The organism is Rhodoferax sp. UBA5149, from assembly GCF_002413825.1.
Lineage (GTDB): Bacteria > Pseudomonadota > Gammaproteobacteria > Burkholderiales > Burkholderiaceae_C > Rhodoferax.
This window is the reverse complement of the sequence record NZ_DHXT01000011.1, coordinates 2866-4042: the sequence shown is the minus strand read 5'-3', so window position 1 is coordinate 4042 and position 1177 is coordinate 2866. Positions and strand designations below refer to the sequence as shown.

At 60.0% G+C, this 1177-nt stretch carries 1 protein-coding gene and 1 pseudogene; both read left to right on the top strand.

Annotated elements, in window-relative coordinates:
- Positions 1 to 681: aminotransferase class I/II-fold pyridoxal phosphate-dependent enzyme (locus B3V69_RS00625; RefSeq protein ID WP_296442834.1), on the top strand; the 681-nt coding region annotated here is incomplete at its 5' end.
- A gap of 71 nt (positions 682 to 752) precedes the next feature.
- Positions 753 to 1177 (top strand): annotated as a pseudogene (locus B3V69_RS00620) (homoserine dehydrogenase); the annotation flags it as partial.

Sequence of the window (1177 nt, the reverse complement as noted above, 5' to 3'; positions counted from 1 at the left end):
GCGCTGTATTCCGATGAGCTGCTGAAGGCCATTGTGCAGATCGCGCGCGAGCACGGACTGGTGATCTTTGCCGACGAGGTGTACGACAAGGTGCTGTACGACGGTGCCAAGCACACCGCCATCGGCAGTCTGTCCGACGACGTGCTGACGCTCACCTTCAACTCGCTGTCCAAGAGTTACCGCTCCTGTGGCTATCGGGCGGGCTGGCTGGTGGTGTCGGGCGACAAGAAGCCGGCCAAGGATTACATCGAGGGGCTGAACATGCTCTCGAACATGCGTCTGTGTTCCAACGTGCCGGGCCAGTGGGCGATCCAGACGGCGCTGGGTGGCTACCAGAGCATCAATGACCTGGTGGGTGAGGGCGGTCGCCTGCGCCGTCAGCGCGATCTGGCTTACGAGCTGATCACCGCGATCCCGGGCGTCACTTGCGTCAAGCCGGCGGCGGCGCTGTACATGTTTCCGCGTCTGGACCCGACGCTGTACCCGATCGCGGATGACCAGCAGTTCTTTATGGAACTGTTGCAGGAAACCAAAGTGATGCTGGTGCAAGGCACGGGCTTCAACTGGGCCGCACCCGATCATTTCCGCATCGTGTTTTTGCCACACGAAGATGATTTGCGCGAGGCCATTGGCCGCGTCGCCAAATTTCTTGAAATTTATCGCAAGCGGCACAGCAACTGATTTACTATCTATTTGATAGCGGCTCGCGTAGATTCTACGGGGGCTGGCGGCCAATTTAACTAAAAGCATTTATGAAACCGATTCAAGTAGGCCTGCTGGGCATGGGTGTTGTGGGCTCGGGCACGTTCAACGTGCTGCGGCGCAACCAGGAAGAAATCAAGCGTCGCGCGGGCCGTGGCATCGAGATCACCATGGTGGCGGACCTCGATGTGGCACGGGCGCAAGGCCTCGTGGGCGATGGCGTCAAGGTGGTGAGCGACGCGCGCGCCGTGATCGCCAACGCAGACATTGACATCGTGATCGAATTGATTGGCGGCTACGGCATTGCCAAGACCTTGGTGCTCGAAGCGATTGCGGCGGGCAAGCATGTGGTAACGGCCAACAAGGCATTGCTGGCGGTGCACGGTACCGAGATCTTCGCCGCAGCTTCGGCCAAAGGTGTGATGGTGGCGTTCGAGGCGGCGGTGGCCGGTGGCATTCCGATCATCAAGGCGCT